This is a genomic window from Streptomyces sp. NPDC094448 (genome assembly GCF_044763775.1).
Lineage (GTDB): Bacteria > Actinomycetota > Actinomycetes > Streptomycetales > Streptomycetaceae > Streptomyces.
The window spans coordinates 159,927-178,178 of the sequence record NZ_JBIWGU010000017.1 but is presented as its reverse complement, the minus strand read 5'-3'; the positions used below and the strand labels follow the sequence as shown (position 1 = coordinate 178,178).

The 18,252-nt window shown below is 68.0% G+C and carries 13 protein-coding genes; 4 read left to right on the top strand and 9 right to left on the bottom strand.

The annotated features are described in order from the left end of the window. Nucleotides 1-302: 302 nt before the first annotated feature. From ACIQ9E_RS28415 to eccD, 6 genes are all read right to left on the bottom strand, one after another. Nucleotides 303-749 (bottom strand): hypothetical protein, encoded by a 447-nt coding sequence (locus tag ACIQ9E_RS28415; RefSeq protein ID WP_403711816.1) that lies wholly within the window; start codon nt 747-749, stop codon nt 303-305. Between the two features lie 22 nt (nt 750-771). Then, complete coding sequence (gene dapB, locus ACIQ9E_RS28410; RefSeq protein WP_403711814.1) at nt 772-1,545, bottom strand: 4-hydroxy-tetrahydrodipicolinate reductase; 774 nt, start codon at nt 1,543-1,545, stop codon at nt 772-774. 135 nt (nt 1,546-1,680) lie between these two features. After that, on the bottom strand, nt 1,681-3,060 hold the full coding sequence (locus ACIQ9E_RS28405; protein ID WP_403711812.1) for a M16 family metallopeptidase: 1,380 nt from the start codon (nt 3,058-3,060) through the stop codon (nt 1,681-1,683). Next, complete coding sequence (locus ACIQ9E_RS28400) at nt 3,057-5,282, bottom strand: polyribonucleotide nucleotidyltransferase (RefSeq protein ID WP_403711810.1); 2,226 nt, start codon at nt 5,280-5,282, stop codon at nt 3,057-3,059. The genes ACIQ9E_RS28405 and ACIQ9E_RS28400 overlap by 4 nt, the downstream gene beginning before the upstream one ends. 372 nt (nt 5,283-5,654) lie before the next feature. Next, nucleotides 5,655-5,945: a 30S ribosomal protein S15 gene (rpsO, locus tag ACIQ9E_RS28395; RefSeq protein ID WP_006346214.1), complete on the bottom strand. Its 291-nt coding sequence runs from the start codon at nt 5,943-5,945 to the stop codon at nt 5,655-5,657. A gap of 251 nt (nt 5,946-6,196) precedes the next feature. After that, entirely contained in the window at nt 6,197-7,699 is a 1,503-nt protein-coding gene (gene eccD, locus ACIQ9E_RS28390) for a type VII secretion integral membrane protein EccD (protein WP_403711831.1), read from the bottom strand. A gap of 674 nt (nt 7,700-8,373) precedes the next feature. Between eccD and eccCa the strand changes: the two genes are divergently transcribed. The 4 genes from eccCa to ACIQ9E_RS28370 all read left to right on the top strand — a co-directional run bounded on the left by eccCa (nt 8,374) and on the right by ACIQ9E_RS28370 (nt 16,081). Next, the gene (gene eccCa, locus ACIQ9E_RS28385) at nt 8,374-12,348 is read left to right on the top strand and encodes a type VII secretion protein EccCa (protein WP_403711807.1); all 3,975 of its coding nucleotides are present in this window, start codon (nt 8,374-8,376) and stop codon (nt 12,346-12,348) included. Between the two features lie 221 nt (nt 12,349-12,569). Then, complete coding sequence (locus tag ACIQ9E_RS28380; RefSeq protein ID WP_403711805.1) at nt 12,570-13,076, top strand: hypothetical protein; 507 nt, start codon at nt 12,570-12,572, stop codon at nt 13,074-13,076. 130 nt (nt 13,077-13,206) lie between these two features. Next, entirely contained in the window at nt 13,207-15,489 is a 2,283-nt protein-coding gene (locus tag ACIQ9E_RS28375) for a hypothetical protein (RefSeq protein WP_403711803.1), read from the top strand. Between the two features lie 40 nt (nt 15,490-15,529). After that, nucleotides 15,530-16,081 carry a hypothetical protein gene (locus ACIQ9E_RS28370; protein ID WP_403711800.1) on the top strand — a complete coding sequence of 184 codons (552 nt, stop codon included), beginning with the start codon at nt 15,530-15,532 and terminating at the stop codon, nt 16,079-16,081. Between the two features lie 108 nt (nt 16,082-16,189). Here the strand turns inward: ACIQ9E_RS28370 and ACIQ9E_RS28365 are convergent, their stop codons facing one another. The 3 genes from ACIQ9E_RS28365 to ACIQ9E_RS28355 all read right to left on the bottom strand — a co-directional run bounded on the left by ACIQ9E_RS28365 (nt 16,190) and on the right by ACIQ9E_RS28355 (nt 18,232). Further along, a complete protein-coding gene (locus ACIQ9E_RS28365) occupies nt 16,190-16,489 on the bottom strand; it encodes a WXG100 family type VII secretion target (protein ID WP_366259689.1) in 300 nt (99 codons plus the stop codon). Nucleotides 16,490-16,552: 63 nt separating this feature from the next. Next, nucleotides 16,553-16,918 carry a WXG100 family type VII secretion target gene (locus ACIQ9E_RS28360; protein ID WP_403711798.1) on the bottom strand — a complete coding sequence of 122 codons (366 nt, stop codon included), beginning with the start codon at nt 16,916-16,918 and terminating at the stop codon, nt 16,553-16,555. Nucleotides 16,919-16,984: 66 nt separating this feature from the next. Continuing rightward, nucleotides 16,985-18,232, bottom strand: coding sequence for a S8 family serine peptidase (locus ACIQ9E_RS28355; protein ID WP_403711797.1), 1,248 nt, complete (start codon nt 18,230-18,232; stop codon nt 16,985-16,987). Nucleotides 18,233-18,252: the final 20 nt, after the last annotated feature.

Below are 18,252 nucleotides of genomic sequence, written 5' to 3'. Positions count from 1 at the left end.
CACCCGACCCTCCCCGCACCACCCACCACTCGGTCACCGTAAGTAACGAGCGAGTCTGGCCCGTGCCCCGCCCCAGGATCCTCCGCGGCTGGAGGCCCCCCCCCCCCCCCCCCCCGCCCCCCCCCCCCCCCCGGGGGCCCCCCCCCCCCCCCCCCCCCCCCCCCCCCCCCCCCCCCCCCCCCCCCCCCCCCCACCCCCCCCCCCCCCCCCCCCCCCCCCCCCCCCCCGACCCCCCCGCCCCCCCCCCCCCCCGGGGGGGCCCCGCCGCGGTTCTGCCTACTGTGCGCCCGCTCGGGGGCTGCTCAGGCCCCGGCGGCCTGGTGGAGGGCGATGGCGCGCTGCATGGCCTTGCGCGCCCGCGGGGTGTCCCGGGCGTCGTGGTAGGCGATCGCCAGCCGGAACCAGCAGCGCCAGTCGTCCGGGGCGTCCTCGGTCTCGGCGCGGCGCCGCGCGAACACCTCGTCCGCGGCGTCCCGGTCGATGCGTCCGCTCGGGGTCCGGGCGAGATCGTCGACCGGCAGTCCGCCCTCGGCCTCCAGCTCGGCCGCCAGCCGGTTGGCCCGGGTGACGAAGCGGGTGTTCTTCCAGAGGAACCAGACCCCGATGACCGGCAGGGCCAGCACGGAGATGCCGAAGGCGACGGTGAGCCAGGTGCCCTGCTGGATGAGGAGCAGACCGCGGCTGCCGACCAGGACGAAGTAGACGACCAGGACGGCGGCCGTGACGAAGTAGGTGATTTTCGCGCGCATGTCGATCAGTTCGGCCAGTCGGTCAGTGGGCTGCGGGCCGGTCGTGGCCGAGGTCGAGGAAGTGCTCCAGGCCCATGGTCAGACCGGGTACGGAGCCGATCCGGCGGACCCCGAGCAGGATCCCGGGCATAAAGCTGCTGTGGTGCAGCGAATCGTGCCGGATGGTGAGGGTCTCCCCCTCGCCGCCGAGGAGGACCTCCTGGTGGGCGAGGAGCCCCCGGAGCCGTACGGAATGCACCGGAACACCGTCGACATCGGCGCCGCGGGCGCCGTCCAGGGCGGTGGCCGTGGCGTCGGGCTGGTCGCCGAGCCCGGCGTCGGCACGGGCCGCGGCGATGAGCTGGGCGGTGCGGGTGGCGGTACCGCTGGGGGCGTCGGCCTTGTTGGGGTGGTGCAGCTCCACGACCTCGGCCGATTCGAACCAGCGCGCCGCCGCCTGGGCGAACTTCATCGTGAGGACCGCGCCGATGGAGAAGTTCGGGGCGATCAGGACGCCCGTCCCGGGGGACGCTTCGAGGCTGGTGCCGAGCTGTGCGAGCCGGTCGTCGGTCCAGCCGGTGGTGCCGACGACGGCGTGGATGCCGCGGCGTACGCAGAAGTCGAGATTGCCCATCACGGACGCGGGAGTGGTCAGCTCGACCACCACCTGGGCGTCGGCGTCGACCAGCGTCTCCAGCTTGTCGCCCCGGCCCAGGGCCGCGACCAGCTCCAGATCGCCGGCGCCCTCCACGGCCCGAACCGCCTCGGAGCCGATCCGGCCCCGGGCTCCGATGACCGCCACGCGCAACTTGCTCATCAGTCTCTTTCCTCCGAAAGGCACTTCTCAGGTCGTCGGTCCCCGGGCCAAGCCTAAGGCCGTGCCGGGTCGGGCCCCGGCGGGCCGGAGCGCATCCGGTCCGCCGGGGCCGGGCCCGGACACTGCGCCCAAGGCCTAGGCGACCGATTCGTGGAGCCGGTCGGCCTGCCGGTCCTTCAGCGGGCCGATGACCGCGAGCGACGGGCGGTGGCCGAGCACCTCGGCCGCGACCTCGCGCACCTCGTCGGGGGTGACGGCCGCTATCCGTCCCAGCATCTCGTCGACGGACATCTGGGAGCCCCAGCACAGTTCGCTCTTGCCGATGCGGTTCATCAGCGCCCCGGTGTCCTCCAGTCCGAGGACGGTGGAGCCGGACAACTGCCCGACGGCCCGGCCGATCTCGTCGTCGGTGAGACCGTCGGAGGCGACCCGGTCCAGTTCGTCCCGGCAGATCTTGAGGACGTCGTGGACCTGGGCGGGGCGGCAGCCCGCGTAGACGCCGAAGAGCCCGCAGTCGGCGAAGCCCGAGGTGTACGAGTACACGCTGTAGGCCAGACCGCGCTTCTCCCTGACCTCCTGGAAGAGCCGGGAGGACATACCGCCGCCGAGGGCGGTGTTCAGTACGCCGAGGGCCCAGCGGCGGTCGTCGGTCCTGGCCAGGCCGGGCATGCCGAGGACAACATGGGCCTGCTCGGTCTTCCGGCCGAGCAGTTCGACCCGGCCCGCGGTGCGGACCGTACGCCCTCCGTCGCGGGGGGCGAGCGGGACCGCGTCGGTACGGCTGAGGGCGCCGGCCCGTTCGAAGGCGCGGCGGACCTGGCGTACCACGGTGGCGTGGTCGACGTTGCCCGCCGCCGCGACCACCAGATGCGTGGGGTCGTAGTGCTTCTTGTAGAAGCGGCGGATCCGGTCGGCGGTGAGCGCGTTGACCGTGTCGACCGTGCCGAGGACGGGGCGGCCGAGGGGGGTGTCCCCGAACATGGTGTGCGCGAAGAGGTCGTGCACACAGTCGCCGGGGTCGTCCTCGGTCATCGCGATCTCTTCGAGGATGACCCCGCGCTCGGCGTCGACGTCCTCCTGCTCGATCAGCGAGCCGGTGAGCATATCGCAGACGACGTCGATGGCGAGCGGCAGATCGGTGTCGAGGACCCGCGCGTAGTAGCAGGTGTACTCCTTCGCCGTGAAGGCGTTCATCTCGCCGCCGACCGCGTCGACGGCGGAGGAGATATCGAGGGCGGACCGTCGCCGGGTGCCCTTGAAGAGGAGGTGCTCCAGATAGTGGGTGGCGCCGTTGAGCGCCGGGGTCTCGTCACGGGAGCCGACGTGCGCCCAGATCCCGAAGGTGGCGGAGCGTACGGACGGCAGGGTTTCGGTGACGATCCGCAGCCCCCCGGGGAGGGTGGTGCGCCGGACCGTGCCGATGCCGTTCGTGCCCTTGAGAAGCGTTTGGGTACGGGCGACGGCCCGCACCTCCGAGGAGGTGCGGGCCGTCGCCTTGAAGCCGCGCGACGTCACTTGGCAGCGTCGTCCTTCTGGTCCGCCGCGTCGTCGCCGTCCTCGCCCTCGATCACGGGGATGAGGGAGAGCTTGCCGCGGGAGTCGATCTCGGCGATCTCGACCTGGACCTTGGCGCCGACGCCGAGGACGTCCTCGACGTTCTCCACGCGCTTGCCGCCGGCCAGCTTGCGGATCTGCGAGATGTGCAGCAGTCCGTCCTTGCCGGGGAGCAGGGAGACGAAGGCACCGAAGGTGGTGGTCTTGACGACCGTGCCCAGGTAACGCTCGCCGACCTCGGGCATCGTCGGGTTGGCGATGCCGTTGATCGTGGCGCGGGCGGCTTCGGCGGCCGGGCCGTCGGCGGCGCCGATGTAGATCGTGCCGTCGTCCTCGATGGTGATCTCGGCGCCGGTGTCCTCCTGGATCTGGTTGATCATCTTGCCCTTGGGGCCGATGACCTCGCCGATCTTGTCCACGGGGATCTTGACGGTGATGATCCGCGGGGCGTTCGGGGACATCTCGTCCGGAGTGTCGATCGCTTCCATCATCACGTCGAGGATGTGGAGGCGGGCGTCACGGGCCTGCTTCAGGGCCGCGGCCAGGACGGAGGCCGGGATGCCGTCCAGCTTGGTGTCGAGCTGGAGGGCGGTGACGAACTCCTTCGTACCGGCGACCTTGAAGTCCATGTCGCCGAAGGCGTCCTCCGCACCGAGGATGTCGGTGAGGGTGACGTAGTGCGTCTGGCCGTCGATCTCCTGGGAGATCAGACCCATGGCGATACCGGCGACCGGGGCCTTCAGCGGCACACCGGCGTTCAGCAGCGACATGGTGGAGGCGCAGACCGAACCCATGGAGGTGGAGCCGTTGGAGCCGAGGGCCTCGGAGACCTGACGGATCGCGTACGGGAACTCCTCGCGGCTCGGGAGCACCGGCACGATCGCGCGCTCGGCGAGCGCGCCGTGGCCGATCTCGCGGCGCTTCGGGGAACCGACACGGCCGGTCTCACCGACGGAGTACGGCGGGAAGTTGTAGTTGTGCATGTAGCGCTTGCGGGTCACCGGGGAGAGGGTGTCCAGCTGCTGCTCCATGCGGAGCATGTTGAGGGTGGTGACGCCCAGGATCTGGGTCTCGCCACGCTCGAAGAGGGCGGAGCCGTGGACCCGCGGAATGGCCTCGACCTCGGCGGCCAGGGTGCGGATGTCGGTGACACCGCGGCCGTCGATGCGGACCTTCTCCTTGATCACGCGCTCGCGGACCAGGTTCTTGGTCAGCGAGCGGTAGGCGGCGGAGATCTCCTTCTCGCGGCCCTCGAAGGCCGGGAGGAGCTTCTCGGCGGCCAGCTCCTTGACGCGGTCCAGCTCGGTCTCGCGGTCCTGCTTGCCCGCGATGGTGAGCGCCTGGGCCAGCTCGCCCTTGACGGCGGAGGCCAGGGCCTCGTACACGTCGTCCTGGTAGTCCAGGAAGACCGGGAACTCGCCCTCGGGCTTGGCGGCCTTGGCGGCCAGCTCGGACTGGGCCTTGCAGAGCGCCTTGATGAAGGGCTTCGCGGCCTCCAGACCGGCGGCGACCAGCTCCTCGGTGGGGGCCTCGGCGCCTTCCTTCACCAGCTGGATGGTCTTGGTGGTGGCCTCGGCCTCGACCATCATGATCGCGACGTCGCCGTCGTCCAGGACCCGGCCGGCGACGACCATGTCGAAGACGGCGTCCTCCAGCTCGGTGTGGGTCGGGAAGCCGACCCACTGGCCCTTGATCAGGGCGACCCGGGTGCCGCCGATCGGGCCGGAGAAGGGCAGGCCCGCGAGCTGCGTGGAGCAGGAGGCGGCGTTGATGGCGACCACGTCGTAGAGGTGGTCGGGGTTGAGCGCCATGATCGTCTCAACGATCTGGATCTCGTTGCGCAGGCCCTTCTTGAAGGAGGGGCGCAGCGGCCGGTCGATGAGCCGGCAGGTGAGGATCGCGTCCTCGGAGGGGCGGCCCTCCCGGCGGAAGAAGGAGCCGGGGATCTTGCCCGCGGCGTACTGCCGCTCCTCGACGTCCACCGTGAGGGGGAAGAAGTCGAGCTGGTCCTTGGGCTTCTTCGAGGCGGTGGTGGCCGACAGCACCATGGTGTCGTCGTCCAGGTAGGCCACGGCGGAGCCGGCGGCCTGACGGGCCAGACGGCCGGTCTCGAAGCGGATGGTGCGGGTGCCGAAGGTGCCGTTGTCGATGACGGCCTCGGCGTAGTGGGTCTCGTTCTCCACTAGCGTGTTCTCCGTTACGTTTCGTTACGTCTTTCGTCCTCGTGCCCGTGTGGCCCGGGGACAGGTGGAGAAGCGCTCGTACTGGGCCGGTCTTCGATCGAAGCTGCCGGGGTTCGAGTCTCCCGGGAGCCACTACCGAGGACCGGCGGGGGCGAGCCGGCCTCTCCTTGGGTGCGCTCCGGTCCGGTGGGACCGGCGCTGTCTCATGCGACCAGACTAAATGCCGTGCGCTGCGTCGCGCACGTACAGCGGTCACGTCCGGTCAAAGAACCGGTACGTACCGTCCATGCTTACCGCAGATCGGTAAAAGAACGGCAAAAAGCCGAAGGGGAGCGGTCCCGTCAGGCGGGAACCGCTCCCCTTCACAGCGTCTTACTTGGCGCCGCCGGCCGCACCGCGGCGGATGCCGAGGCGGTCGACCAGCGTACGGAAGCGCTGGATGTCCTTCTTGGCCAGGTACTGCAGCAGACGGCGGCGCTGACCGACCAGGATCAGCAGACCACGGCGGGAGTGGTGGTCGTGCTTGTGGGTCTTCAGGTGCTCGGTCAGGTCCGAGATGCGGCGGGAGAGCATCGCGACCTGGACCTCGGGGGAGCCGGTGTCGCCCTCCTTGGTGCCGAACTCGGCCATGATCTGCTTCTTCGTGGCGGCGTCGAGAGACACACGTACTCCTCAGATGGTGTTCGAAGCGCCCGCGAGTGCCCCTGGCGTTTTCTCAGGGGAACTTCGGTGACTCGGGGGCGGAGGTCCGATGGGCGCTCCTCCCAGCTCCGACGAGGCCCGCGAGGGGCTCCGGGGATTCCGGGAGGGCGTACACAAACGGCCGTCACCCAGCGTACCAGCCCCGGGGAGGGGCCCGGCCCGGGGGCCGGTCGCGGTGCCTCGGCGGGGTCGGGGGCGGGTCCGGGGGCGGGTCAGTCGGAGGTCAGGGCGCGGATGGAGTGGTAGACGTCGAAGACCGCCAGGCAGAGCGGGAGCAGCGTCAGCAGGACGAAGGTCTCCGCGATCTCCAGGAAGCGGCCCCAGAAGGGGGTGACTCCGGTGCGCGGGACGATCAGGCCGATGGCGATGATCAGCGCGGCGACCCCGGCGACGGCGGCGGCCAGCCAGACGGTACGGATGTCGAGGGCGGTGGTGTCGCCCCGGAAGGCGTCCTGCATCAGCTCGGCGGGCGGGTTGATCGCCAGACCGAGGCCGAGGAGGACGAGGCAGCCCAGACCGGCGGCGAGGGCGCAGCCGACCTGCGCGGTGTAACGGAAGAGGTGGGCCCGCATCAGCATGGCGATTCCGGTGGCCAGGGCGAGCAGCCGGCCCCAGACGTTGTCGGAGAAGCCGAGGACCGCGCCGGCGCCCACGGCGACCAGGGCGCAGCCGCCGACGAGGCCGACGAGGAGTTCATGGCCGCGACGGGCCAGGGCGGCGATGCGCTCGCCGTCGACCGGTCCGGCGGGCTCGTCGTCGGAGCCGTAGTCGCCGACGGCGGTACGGGGCGGGTCGAAGCCGATCGGGAGCCGGGCGAAGCGGGTGGACAGGCCGGGCAGGAAGGCGAGGGTGCCGACGGCGAGCGGGGCGCACATCGCGGCCGTCTCGACCGGGGTCAGCTCCTGGAGGATCGCGACGAAGGCGGCGAGCACACCGATCACGGCGGCGAAGACGAAGGCGACGAAGGGGCCGTCGCCGCCGGGGGCGACGATGGTCAGGATGACCGCGACGACGAGGACGGCGGCGCAGGCGAGCAGGAACTGCAGTTTGCCGATGCCCTGGCCGTCGGCGGGCGGCAGGAGTCCGCTGCCGCCGATGCCCGCGTTCGCCATGGCGCCGAGGCCGAGGGCGACGGCGGCGGCCCGGTCGTCGTAGACGCGGGCGCGGATGCCGGCGAGGGCGAGCAGGAGGAGCGCGGCGACCCCGGCGAGCACGCCCGGCAGTCCGTGCATGTCGTTACGGGGGTCGGAGGTCCAGAGCACGAAGGCGAGCAGGAGCAGCAGGACGGAGCCGCCGAAGAGGCCGGCGCCGCGCATCAGGGCGTCGCTCCAGAGCGTGCGGTCCTTGGCGACGGCGGTGGCGACGGCGTCCGAGACGTCGTCGAAGACGGCCGGGGGCAGGGATTCGGCGAAGGGGCGCAGGGAGAGCAGTTCGCCGTCGAGGATGCGCTGGGTGCCGAGGGAGCGGGCACTGTCGAGGACGGTGCCGTCGCGGCGTACGAGGTGGTAGCCGACGGGGGCGCCGGGCTCGGGGCTCTGGCCGGAGAGGCGGAGGATTTCGGGGTAGAGGTCCGCGACGGCGATGTCCTCGGGCAGGGCGACGTCGACGCGTCCGTCCGGCGCGACGACGGTCACCCGGCAGAAACCGGTTCCGCTGCCGGCCGGGGCCACCGGTCCCGGCCGGCCCGGCCCGTGCGCCGCCGCTGAGGTCACCATACTCACCTGCTGCATCCCCTCGTGATGTTCACCTGCACCGGCTCGGGACCCTGCCGTTCCGGGTGCTGTCGTTCTGCGGACCGTGTTCCGTGTCCCTGTCGTATGTCCCGTGTCCCGTGTCCCGTGTCCCGTATTCAGCGTCCCGTACTCAGCGTGCCGTGTCCCTCGTCCTGTGTTCCGCGCTCCGTGTTCCGGTGCGACGACTCCGGTCCGGCCGCGGCCCGTTGTCCGTACGCCGTTCGTACGCGCCCGGCCGCGGGCCCGTCCGGTACGTACACCGACTCCGTACGAAGGCTTCACACTTCGCCTCCATACGGTGGATCCGCATCCCCCTACCGGAACTCTGTGCACGATAGGTCGGCTTTGCACCCCACCCGGACGGCCCGAATTCGCACCCTCGGCCCGTATTCAATTCATCCGGACTATTTTCCACCGGACCGGCACCGCACTCCGAATCACCCGTTTTCTCCGGTGATTCCCCGGTGATCAGCGGGTGATTCCCGGGTGATTCCCCGGATGTTCCGCGCGGGCGGCGCGGGTGCGCAAACCGATCGCGTCACCCTACCCCGCACCCCGTACGCGCCGCGCAAGTAGGATCCCTCACCGCGGACGGGGCGGACGCCACGGGGGCGCCGACAGAAACATTGCCGTCCGGCAAGGGAATTGGTGAGCTTGTGAGTCAGATCGTCGTCAAGCGCCCACCACGGGCCCTGCCTTCCGAGGTGCCCGGCGACCCCCTTCAGTTGCAGCCTCCTCCGGAACTCCCCCGCGGGCAGCAGGAGGGCGCGCTGATGCAGCTGCTGCCGATGCTGGGCATGGGCGGTTCGGTGGTGTTCTTCTTCATGACGCCGAACCCCATCATGCGGATCATGGGCATGATCATGATCGCCTCGACGATCGCCATGGCCATCGCGATGCTGGTCCGCTACCGGCGCGGGACCCAGGGGGAACTGGCGGATCTGCGGCGCGACTATCTGAAGTACCTCAACCAGACCCGGCGTCAGGTACAGCGGACGGCACGGCTCCAGCGGGACGCCCAGTACTACCTGCACCCGTCGCCCGAGCAGCTGTGGGCGCTGGTCGCCGAGGGCAGCAGGGTCTGGGAGCGGCGGATCGGCGACCCCGACTTCGGCCAGGTGCGGATCGGTCTGGGCAGCCAGCAGCTCGCCACCCCGATCCTGGCGCCGGAGACCGCGCCGGTCGACGATCTGGAACCGCTGACGGCGAGCGCCATGCGGCAGTTCCTCACCGCGCACAGCACGCTCGACGGCTTGCCGCTGGCGGTCTCGCTGCGCGCCTTCTACCACCTGACCATAGGCGGACGCCCCGATTCCGTACGCTCCGCGGCCCGTTCCGTGATCGCGTCGCTGGCCTCGCTGCACTCCCCCGACGACCTCACCGTGGTGATCGCCGCGAGCCGGGAGTCCGTGGACCACTGGGAGTGGGCGAAGTGGCTGCCGCATCTCCAGGCGGGCGGTGAGGGCGACGGCGCCGGCAGCCGCCGGCTGATCACCGTCGATCCACGGGAACTCGACGAACTGCTCGCGTCCCGGATCGACGGCCGGCCCCGCTTCCAGGGCGGCGGAGGACCGCTGCTCGACCAGCCGCATGTGGTGGTGGTGCTCGACGGCCAGTCGGTCACGCCGACATCGCCGCTGGCGGCGCCCGAGGGCATTCAGGGCGTCACCGTCATCGAGGTCGTACCGGGTGAACTCAGCGGACCGCGCGGCGGGCTCGCGGTGATCGTCACCCCCGACTCGCTGCGGCTGGAGTCCGGGCACGGCATGGTGTACGACGGCGTTCCCGATCTGCTCGGTACGGAGGCGGCCGAGGCGCTGGCCCGCCAGCTCGCGCCGCTGCGGATGGCCAGTGGCGGGGACGACGACGAACCGCTGCTCGCCAATCTCGACTTCACCGATCTGCTGAATCTGGGCGACGCGGCCTCCGTCGACGTCAGCCGCACCTGGCGGCCGCGCTCCCAGTCGGAGCGGCTGCGCGTCCCCATCGGGGTGGGCGAGGACGGGGTCCCCGTCATGCTCGACCTGAAGGAGGCGGCGCAGGAGGGCATGGGCCCGCACGGACTCTGCGTCGGAGCCACCGGTTCCGGCAAGTCCGAGCTGCTGCGGACACTGGTCCTCGGACTCGCCGTCACCCACTCCTCCGAGACCCTGAACTTCGTCCTCGCGGACTTCAAGGGCGGTGCGACCTTCGCCGGAATGTCGCAGATGCCGCATGTCGCGGCCGTGATCACCAACCTGGCGGACGATCTGACGCTGGTGGACCGGATGGGCGACTCCATCCGCGGTGAACTCAACCGGCGGCAGGAGCTGCTGCGCGACGCGGGCAACTACGCCAATATCCACGACTACGAGAAGGCGCGGGCCGCCGGTGCCCCGCTCCAGCCGATCCCGTCGCTGGTCCTGGTGATCGACGAGTTCAGCGAGCTGCTGACGGCGATGCCGGACTTCATCGAGATGTTCGTGCAGATCGGCCGGATCGGCCGCTCCCTGGGCGTGCATCTGCTGCTGGCGTCGCAGCGTCTGGAGGAGGGGCGGCTGCGGGGTCTGGAGACGTACCTCTCGTACCGGATCGGTCTGCGGACCTTCTCCGCGGCCGAATCGCGGGCGGCGATCGGCGTGCCCGACGCGTACACGCTGCCGAACGTGCCGGGCTCCGGCTATCTGAAGTTCGGTACGGACGAGATGCTGCGGTTCAAGGCGGCGTACGTCTCCGGGGTCTACCGGGAGGGCGGCACCCGGGTGGCCGCCGCGGGCGGTCCGCTGCCGGTGGACCGGCGCCCGGTGCATTTCACGGCCGCGCCGGTGCCGGTGCGGTACGCACAGCCCGCGGCCGGGCCGGCCGTACCCGACGCCCGGCAGCCGGAGGACGACGCGCTCGCCGACTCCGTCCTCGATGTGATCGTGCGGCGGCTGGAGGGGCGGGGCGCCGAGGCCCATCAGGTGTGGCTGCCGCCGCTGGACAATCCGCCGCCGCTGGACGAGGTCGTTCCGGGGCTGGCGAACGTGCCGGGCCGGGGGCTCACCCGGCCCGGTTACGAGGGGGCCGGACGGCTCGTCGTCCCCCTCGGTGTCGTCGACAAGCCCTTCGAGCAGCGACGGGACACGCTCTACCGCGATTTCTCGGGCGCCGCGGGCCATATGCAGATCATCGGCGGCCCGCAGTCCGGCAAGTCGACCCTGCTGCGGACGCTGATCTCGGCGTTCGCTCTCACCCATACCCCGCACGAGGTGCAGTTCTACGGTCTCGACTTCGGTGGTGGCGGTATGTCCGCGGTCGCCGGGCTGCCGCACGTCGGCGGGATAGCGTCCCGGCTCGACCCGGAGCGGGTGCGGCGCACCGTGGCCGAGGTGTACGGCATCCTCACCCGGCGCGAGGAGTACTTCCGCAGCGCGGGGATCGACTCCATCGCGACCTTCCGCACCATGCGGGCCCGCGGCGACATCTCGGTGACGGACCAGCCCTGGGGCGACGTCTTCCTGGTCGTCGACGGCTGGGGCAACTTCCGTACGGACTACGAGGCGCTGGAGCCCGCGGTCCTCGACATCGCCGCGCGGGGCCTGGGCTACGGCATCCACATCGTGCTCACCGCCGGCCGTTCGATGGAGGTCCGGGCCAACCTGAAGGATCTCCTGATGAACCGGCTGGAGCTGCGGCTCGGTGACACCATGGACTCCGAACTGGACCGCAGGGTCGCCGCGAACGTCCCCACCGGAGTGCCCGGACGGGGTCTGACCCCGGAGAAGCTGCACTTCATGGCGGCGGTGCCGCGGATCGACGGAATCAACTCCGACAGCGACCTGTCCGAGGCGACCGCGGCGATGACCCAGGAAGTCACCCGCCACTGGACCGCGCCCGGCGCACCGGCCGTACGGCTCCTCCCCCGCGAACTCCCGGCGGCCAGGCTGCCCGGCGGCCAGGCGGACCCCGGGCGCGGAGTCGCTTTCGGCATCGACGAGAACAACCTCGAACCGGTCTGGCTCAACTTCGAACGCGACCCGTTCTTCCTGATCTTCGGCGACAGCGAATCCGGCAAGTCCAACCTGCTGAAGCTGCTGATCAAACAGCTCACCGAGCGGTACGACGGCGACTCCGCGAAGTTCTTCGTCATCGACAACCGGCGGGCGCTGCTGGACGTGACCCCGGCGACCCATCTGGCGGAGTACGTCCCGATGTCCAACGCCATGGAGCACCATGTCGACGCCCTCGCGGACCTGATGCAGCGCCGTACCCCGTCGGCGGACGTCACCGCCCAGCAGCTGCGGGACCGGAGCTGGTGGCGGGGGCCATCGGTCTATGTCGTGGTCGACGACTACGACCTGGTCTCCACCTCCAGCGGCAACCCGCTGAGCAAGCTGACCGAGAACCTGCCCTTCGCACGGGACGTGGGCGTCCGCTTCATCATCGCCCGGAGCGCGGCGGGCGCGAGCAGGTCCTCGTACGAACCCTTCATGCAACGGATGATGGAACTCGGCGCGCAGGGCGTCCTGCTCTCCGGTGACCCGCAGGAAGGGGACATCCTGGGCGGTGTGCGGATGCGCCCGATGCCGGCGGGGCGCGGGATCTTCGTCTCACGGCAGCGGGGGAATCCGCTGGTGCAGACGGGGCTCATGCCGGAGGACGCGGAGTGAGGGAGGGGCCCGGCGGTCCCCGCCGCCGGGCCCTTCGCATCGCGCCTGCCGACAGGTAAACGCGTACGCCTCACGCATCGGCGTACGCCGGTCTCGGGGCACCGGAAGGCGCCGTCACTCGATTGAACGAATCGACTGCCACAGCAGCACCGACCGGAGACAGGCCGGAAACCCCCGGTTTCATGCCCTCACCGGAAGGCGCGACGGAAGGAGAACACCTGATGGCGTGGGACGAATGGGACCAGCTCAAGGCATCCGCCTCGGAGCGCAGCACCCGGATGCAGCTCAACGGAGTCCCGGAGGACGAACGACTGGCTGCTCCCAAGGAGGGAGACCTCACCGTCGCCCAAGCCGACCTGGCAGCCGTGGGCGATCACGCCTACAAGCTCTACAACCGCCTGTGGCCGGAGGCCCGCCAAGCGGTGATCCCCGGTACGGACAAGGCAGCGGCGAGCCTGACGAGTCAGGATTTCGCCCTCGGCGGTGCTCTCACCCATCTCTCCGGCCGATGGGAGAAACAGCTCAAGTCCCTGATGGATGCATGCGCCCACATCTCGAACCACATGGACTTCAGCAAGAAGACGCACAAGGACGACGACGAATGGATCCAGCGGTCTGTGAGCAGCATCTACGAACTGGACCAAGGCTTCGACGACTCCTACGCACCGGCTGGGGCGAAGAACAGTATCTACGGGGAGAAGAAAGACGAGAAGGAGAAGGACAATTGAGAGAGACCACCGAATTACCGGTGCGCAGCCGGGCAGCACTCGACAACGCCCTCGGAGGCCGGAAAGGAACCACTGGAAGCCGCCGTGACCGTGGGGCAGTCAGGACGAGGAAGAACATCAGGGAAAAGTCGTGAAATTCGAATCACTGCTCTCCGCCAAATTCGAAGCACTAGACGACGCCGTCAGCGACTGGAGCAAGGTCGTCGGGAACCTCGAGAAACTGGAGAGCGAGGCCCGGAACGGACTGCGGGGAAAGGCGAACAAGGCCGACTGGACCGGCGTGAATGCTACGGTGTCCCGGCAGTTCATCGGCAAGACCGCCGGGGAGTTCACGGATGCCCACACCCAGGCCACTTCGATCCGGAACATTCTCCGTGACACCCGCGACGAGTTGAAGGCCTCCCAGAAGGAACTCAAGGACACTCTTCAGCGCTTCCGGAGCAAGAACCTGACCGTGACCCCCACCGCCGACGGCGGGTTCACCGTTACCAAGGTCGTCCATCCCGATCGGGCCGCATCGGGCACCACAGTGCCCGATAGCACCCCGGACGACACAACGGCCCTCAGGGACGCCCTCCAGGCCGTCCTGAACAAGGCCACGGAGATCGACGACACCGCGGCGCGCTTGCTCAGAACCCTCGTCGACCAGACCGACCACGGCTTCTCGGACGCCCGGTACGCCGACCGCGACGCCGGAGCCGATGCTCTGAAGAACGCGGACCGGCTGGCCGTGATCGCGAAGAAGAAGCCCGAGGACCTCACTCCACAGGACTTCGACGCTCTCAACACGGGGCTGAAGAAGTACGCGAACGACGATCTGTTCGCGGAGCGGTTCGCCACCGCGGTCGGCCCCAAGGGGACCCTCGAACTCTGGGCCGGGCTCAACGACCCCCACCGGGCCACGGACATCTGGCAGAACCGCCGCGACGACTACGGCGAACTTCAGAAGAACCTGAGTCTCACACTGGCAAACGCCACCCAGAGCGACACACGTGCCATGAGTCAATGGAAGTACGACATGGTCGACCTGGGCGACCAGCAGGTCGGCCGCACCATGTCGGTCTCGGGCTTCCAGGTCATGAGCAATCTGATGCGCCACGGCAACTTCGACGACCGGTTCCTCAACAACTACGGAACCGCGCTGATGATTTCCGAGAAGGAGCGGACCAGCAACGGCAAACACGACGCGATCGGCTGGCAGCAGCCGAGTCCGCAGTTCAACTACACCGGTACGGACGAGGGCGTCGACCCCGTGGTCGGCTTTATGAAGGCACTCTCGTCGAGCCCGGCGGCAGCCACTGAGTTCTTCGGCGAAACCTTCCTCAGCAAGGGCGAGGACCACGACTTCAAGGACGACAAAGGAAAGACGGCCGAACTCTCGAACTTCGACTATCTGTTCGAGGAGCGCAACTGGCCCGGAGACACCGACGCCAAAGGCAAGGAGAGCATCGCCGGCCGGAACTACATGGCCCTCGCTCTGGAGGCGGCCACGACGGGACACCCGGCGGGCCAGATGCCGACGCAGGACACTCCGCCGCACACGGCTCAGCAGGCGGCGCTGATGGAGAAGCTCGTTGCGTCGGTGAGCGAGGACCCCAAGCGTCTGACGGATCATATGTACATGGCGGACAGCATCGGGCAGATCACTTCCGAGTACCTGCCGGACATCAATCGCACCACGTCGGGCGATGTCAAGGGCAACATCGACGACCTCTTTCCCATCGCTGGGTCTCCCGCCGTATTTAATCACTCCGATGTCAGCCGCTTCCTGGTCACCGTCGGCCAGTCACCCGAGGGTTATGCAGCAGTGCAGACCGGGCAGTCAGCGTATGCAGGGTTCCTCATGGAATACCATCTCGATCCCAACCTACCGGCTGACAAACGGTACCCTCAGGACCCGCAGGAGACTATCGAGGCGATTTCCCGCAGAGTCGCCGAAGTCGACGGTTCGCTGGCCGTCGGGCGCCAAGAGGCGATCCTCGGCCCGGCAGGAAAGGATGCCAAAGACTTTCAGGACGCCATGGCGCAGCAGAAGAACATGTGGTCCGGCGCCATCGGAATGGGCATTGGTGCGGGTGCCAGCATGGTGGCAACGCCTATCACCGGAGCCCTCGTCGGCGGTGCGGCCACCGCTGTCACAAGTGTGGTTCTTGAGCACATCTTCCAACAGGCCGAGACCAATAAGCTCCAGGACGCGGCCCGGGACGTGGCACCTCTCTGGTCTGCCAGCCGGACGGACTCCATCGGCATGCTCCAGGTCGCCGTCCAGGAAGCTGCGGAAAAGCATGGGCTTGATTACAAAAATTCGGCAACGGACTGGGTTCGAGATCCAGTACATAGCGGATATTCCGATGCCTCCACCAACGCCGCACAAATGGCTCAGGATCTCACGACAGAGGTTCAAAAGGGTTGATGTTTCGACAGCTACTCATGGCCATTGGAGATAGGCTCAGATGAACCTTACTCGCACAACTTCCACGTACACTACTCTCGCTGCTGCCGTAGCAATTACTCTGACCTTGTCGGGTTGCGGATCAAACGCTCCAAAGAAAAAGGAGTACGCCGCCCCGCAACAGCTGTGCGGAGTAGCGGTCACCAAGGATCTTGTCGAGCCGATACTCCCTCCCGGGAAAAAGATCGAAATGAAAGAAAGTGGAAACGTCGGGAGCGTAGAGTGCGAGGTCTTTATCGACGGGAAGCCCGTTATGGAAGCTCGTTTGGAGTGGTTCCAGGGGGACCAAACGGTGGTCGGGATCTCAAGGTCGGAGTGGAAAAGCATCATCGAAGATACTAACGCGGACCAGACCTTCGGTTACTCCGACAGGGGAGGCAGCATCTTGGTGAAATGCCCTAACCCCAGCCTTGCGCACCGCAAGAGTATGCGATTCTTTGGCACCATCGTTCTCTACGATGAAATGAAGCGCAACAAGTCGGACGTAAAGGCGCTCGTTACCGCATACGGCAAAGAAGCGTCCAAGGCCGAGGAGTGCGGAGGCAGGAAATAGCATCGCCAAAAGTAGCCAGGGTGGGCATCTCCCGCGCATGCCCACCCTGACGCTATTCATTTAAAGTATCATCTCGTTTGACTGCGACCTGTACAGCCGAGTTCTTTCCTAGAAGTTCCCAGCGGCCTTCCTGTCGCCCGCCTGATACGCCGGAGCCGCCTCACGGACGGCGCGGGCGATGCCCTTCAGGGCGTTGTGGATCTGACGTGTCTCGTTGTCCCACTTCTTGTGGGCCGCATCGGCAGCCGTCTTGGCCTCACCCTCAAAGGTGGCGGAAACGCTGCGGATCTTGTTCTGAAGGTCTTCGAGCGTCTGGTCCAGACGCTGCGCCTGCTTCTCGATCGTGCTCGCCGCCTGCTCCAGCGACGAGTACGTGACGAGCATGACGCCGTCGTTGCCCTGAGCCATGAATCGTCCTCCAACTGCCATGTGTGAAAGTGGTTCTTGTAGTGCGCGGAGCCGAGAGGCTCGTCAGTATCCGGCGATGTTCGAGGTCGCGCCGCGGGTCGCCCCCGCGTCACCGGAGAAGCCGGCGGTCACGTCGACGCCCTGGAGAGCAGCGCGCACCTCGTCTTCGGTGTTGCTGGCCGTGGTCCGGGTAACCTGGATCGCTTCCTGGAAGTTCAGAAGCAGCTTCGCGATGCGCACCATGCCCTGGTTGATCTCGGCCTGCTTCGCATCGAAAGCACCGGCACCGATGCCCTTCCAGGAACCTTCCAGGCTGTCGATGACGCCCTGCAGGCTCTGCAACTGGCCCTTGATGTCCTCGAACTGCCGGGTGATCTCGTCCTGGAAATCCTTGAGACTCTGATCGCCGACCTTCTGGACTGCTGACATATCCCGGTCTTCCTTTCCTTGTTGCTTTCTGGGTCTTGCGTAGTGGCTGGTGTGGGCGCGGCCGGTCTAGACGGAGCGCCGTCGCAGGAAGAAGAAGGATCCCCCGGCGAGGACCACAAGGACCGCGACACCACCGATGATGAGGCCGGTGTTGCTGTCGTCTTTCTTCTCGGTCTTCTTGCTGGAGCCTGCCACTGCGGTATCGCCTTCGGTATTGCCCTTCGGCTGCTGTGACGAGGCTGGTGCAGAAGGGAACGCGGAGGCAGTGGGGGAACCGCCGGTCCGCTGGTTGGTCAGTGGGCTGATGTCCGGGGCGCCGGGATCACCCTTCTTGTCGACGACGATCTGAGCGGGACGGATCAGACCGTGACCGAGGTAGTTGCTCCGGGTGCCCTTGGCCCAGCTTCGGCCTGCGGTGTCGATGAGGGCACGGAGAACTTGGTTGGCGGTCCAGTCGGGGTTGGCGGACCAGACGAGGGCAGCGGAAGCAGAGGCAATAGCCGCGGAGGCGCTCGTGCCACTGTTCTTGCAGTACTTCTTGAAGGACTCGTCGCACCAAGCCACAACATCGGTACCTGGTGCCGTGATATCCACATTGTCACCATGCTGCGAATACTCGGCTACCGTGCCTTTCCGGTCGGCCGAAGCAACACCCACGACGTCCGGATAAGCCGCCGGATAGATCGGCTTGTTCCCGTCCTTGGCATTGTTGCCGGCCGAGGCGAAGAAAAGCTTTCCCTTACTTGCCGCATACTCGACAGCCGCCCGCTCATGGGGGTCCGAGTATTCACTTCCCACGGACATGCTGATGATCTTCGCGTCACTATCAGCCGCTGCCCGGATGGCATCGGCAGCATCTTGGGCGTTTGTCTTGTGGCGATTCTGAAAATCCGTGTTGGCTACGCGCATCGGAATGATCTGTGCGTCGGGAGCTACCCCCCGCAGACCGCCTCCACGTCCGGTGCCTGCGATCAGCTCGGCCATAGATGTGCCGTGGCCGTCGTAGTCGTCCGTTTCCTCACCCGGAGCACCCGAAGCATCGAAGCCCTCCAGAACTCTCCCCTTCAGCGCAGGAGTCGAGGGATTCACTCCGGTGTCGATGACCGCAACCTTGACGCCCTTACCAGTCGCAGACTTCCACATGTCCTCCGCGCCCATGGCCTTGAGGTACCACTGCCCCGGGAGTCCCTTCGCGACCTCAGCAGCCGACGCCGCGGGAGGAATACCCCCGGCCCAGACGCAGACCGCGACCAGAGCGCAGAGCGCAGAGCGAGAAAGGCCCCGCTTCGGCGTGTGGATCATTCGTGCCGTCATCCTGGCTTCCGAACCTTCCC